This window comes from Paraburkholderia sp. J63, assembly GCF_905220245.1.
Classification (GTDB): Bacteria; Pseudomonadota; Gammaproteobacteria; order Burkholderiales; family Burkholderiaceae; genus Paraburkholderia.
Window position 1 is genome coordinate 1 of record NZ_CAJMZF010000108.1, and the last position, 2,473, is coordinate 2,473.

Sequence of the window (2,473 nt, forward strand, 5' to 3'; positions counted from 1 at the left end):
GGAGCAGAGACACATGTCTTCCCAATCTTCCGCACTCTCCGTTTCCCCGGCCGGCGAGCCCGCGGCGCCGCACGGCGCGCAGGCAGCCGGGGCGGTCAATCCGCGCCTGATCCAGGTGTACGACGCCATGCGCGATGCGTTGCGCCGCGTGGTGGTGGAGCAGCAGGTCACGCACCAGGAGTATTGCCAGGGCGTCGAGTTCATGAATCGCGTGGCGGCGGCCGGCGAAGTCAACCTGATCTGCGACTTCATTTTCGAAGCGGCGGTCATGGAGGCGCACTTCGCTTCGTCGAAGGGCACGGCGTTCAACGCCGAGGGGCCGTACTACCTGCCCGGCGCGCCGCGTCTCACGCTGCCCTATGTCGTGCCGATGAAGGGCGAGGTCAGCGGCACGCCGCTGATTTTCTCGGGCACCGTGCGCGATCTGGACGGCAAGCCGCTGCCCGGTGCGCTGATCGAGTTCTGGCATTCGACGGCCGATGGCCTCTACAGCAATATCGACGCCGAAGTGCCCGAGTGGAATTTCCGCGCGCAGTTCGACGCGCTCGAAGACGGAAGCTTCGAAGTCCGTACGATCCTGCCGTGCCCCTACGAAATTTCGAAGACCGGCCCGGTTGGCGAGATGCAGACGGCAATGGGCCGCCACAAGTTCCGCCCGGCGCACTTGCACCTCAAAGTGACTTATCCGGGCAAGGAGCCGCTGACCACGCAGATCTATTTCAACGGCGACCCCTATGTCGAATCCGATGCGGCGAACTGCGTCCACCAGAGCCTCGTGATCGGGCTCGATGACGTCACGGACGCGGCGTCGATCGAGCGCTCCGGTACGGGCGGCCCATACGTGCACGGCCATTTCGATTTCGTGCTGTGCCCGGCGAGCCAGGCACGAAACGCACGGCTCCGTTAATTCACGCCTCAAGAACAGGACAACGAAAGGAAAACTCATGATCAAGCATATTGCGCTGTGGCGCCTGAAACTCGCCGAAGGACAAACCAAAGAAGCCGCCGCTGCAACCATCCATGCGGCCATGCAGGCGCAACTGGGCAAGATTCCGGGGCTCATCGAATCCGAAGCGGGGTTGAACTTCAAGGCCTCGGAGAAGGCCTTCGACGTGGCGATCTACACGGTGTTCACCGACCGCGCGGCGCTCGACGCCTATCACCATCATCCCGTGCACCATGAAACGCGGGCCAAGGTCGATGCGCTCGTGGCAGCCAGTTGTTTCGTCGACTACGAATGCTGATCGCCACATCCATCGCAGGGGAGGAAGCATGAGACAGGGCAGCAGGCCGCGCGCGGAGATCGCGGGCGGCGGCATTGGCGGGTTGACGGCTGCCGCTGCGCTCGCGCAGCGCGGCTGGCAGGTGCGCGTGCACGAGCGCGCGCCGGACCTGCGCGCGTTCGGCGCGGGCATCTACATCTGGGGCAACGGGCTGCGCGTGCTCCAGGCCGTGGGCGCCTATGACGAGGCCGTCGTGGGCGCGCACGAGGGCGAATGGTTCGAAACGCGCGACCATCTGAACCGCACGATGGAGCGTATTCCGATCAACGCGAGCGGCGGCGCGCGGCTCATCACGATCCTGCGCGAGACGCTGATCCGCTCGCTCACCCATGCGTGCGAGCGGGCCGGCGTCGAGATCGTGACGAACTCGCCGGTCTCGTGCGCGAGCGCGGATGGCGTGCTGACGCTGGAGGACGGCACGCGCCTGGACGCGGATCTCGTGGTGGCTTCGGACGGCATCGGCTCGCGCATTCGCGATTCGCTGGACCTGCTCGCGTACCGCGAGACGCTGCGCTACGGCGCGGTCCGCATGCTGATCGGGCGCGACGATGCCGACGTGCCCGCCGGGGACCGCAGCAAATACATCGAGTATTTCTCGGGAACGCGCCGCATTCTCTATACGCCCGCGAGCGCCAGCGACCTCTATATCGCGCTGTGCTGCACGGACGACGATCACGCGGCGCGTCAGGTGCCCGTGGACGCGGCGCTGTGGAAGGCTTCGTTTCCGCATCTGTCCTCGCTGATCGACCGTTTCGCCGACGCGGGGCGCTGGGACTCGTTCGAAGTGGTGCGGCTGCGCCGCTGGGCGCAGGGCCGCGTGGCCGTGATCGGCGACGCCGCGCACGCGATGCCGCCGTATCTGGGCCAGGGCGGCGGCTGCGCGCTCATGAATGCGCTGAGCCTCGCCGTATTCGCCGACGCGCACCGCGACGATCTGGCGGGCGCGCTCGCGCAATGGGAGCTCGCCGAGCGTCCGATGACGGAGCACACGCAGCAGGCCGCGGCCCAGCTCGGTCACATGAACGACTGGCCCGACGAGTTGCGCTCCGAGGTGATGATGTTGACCGGCAAATCCGCGTATCTGGCCGGACAGCGCATGAAGACCGCGTTGCACGTACCGACGGGGACTTGATCGTCGGGCTCTGGCCGTTCCTGAGAGAAAATCAGAAACACGCCGTGCAGGTGCCGAT

Annotated in this window: 3 protein-coding genes; all 3 read left to right on the forward strand. The window is 66.2% G+C overall.

Annotated features, from left to right (window positions below):
• Nucleotides 1–13 precede the first annotated feature (13 nt).
• The 3 genes from U5775_RS38635 to U5775_RS38645 are packed head-to-tail and all read left to right on the forward strand — an operon-like array spanning nucleotide 14 to nucleotide 2,415.
• Nucleotides 14–907 carry a dioxygenase gene (locus tag U5775_RS38635; protein WP_322063387.1) on the forward strand — a complete coding sequence of 298 codons (894 nt, stop codon included), beginning with the start codon at nucleotides 14–16 and terminating at the stop codon, nucleotides 905–907.
• A 37-nt stretch (nucleotides 908–944) separates the two neighbouring features.
• A complete protein-coding gene (locus tag U5775_RS38640) occupies nucleotides 945–1,244 on the forward strand; it encodes a Dabb family protein (protein ID WP_322063388.1) in 300 nt (99 codons plus the stop codon).
• Nucleotides 1,245–1,272: 28 nt separating this feature from the next.
• Nucleotides 1,273–2,415, forward strand: a complete 1,143-nt coding sequence (locus tag U5775_RS38645; protein ID WP_322063389.1) for an NAD(P)/FAD-dependent oxidoreductase — start codon at nucleotides 1,273–1,275, stop codon at nucleotides 2,413–2,415.
• Nucleotides 2,416–2,473: the final 58 nt, after the last annotated feature.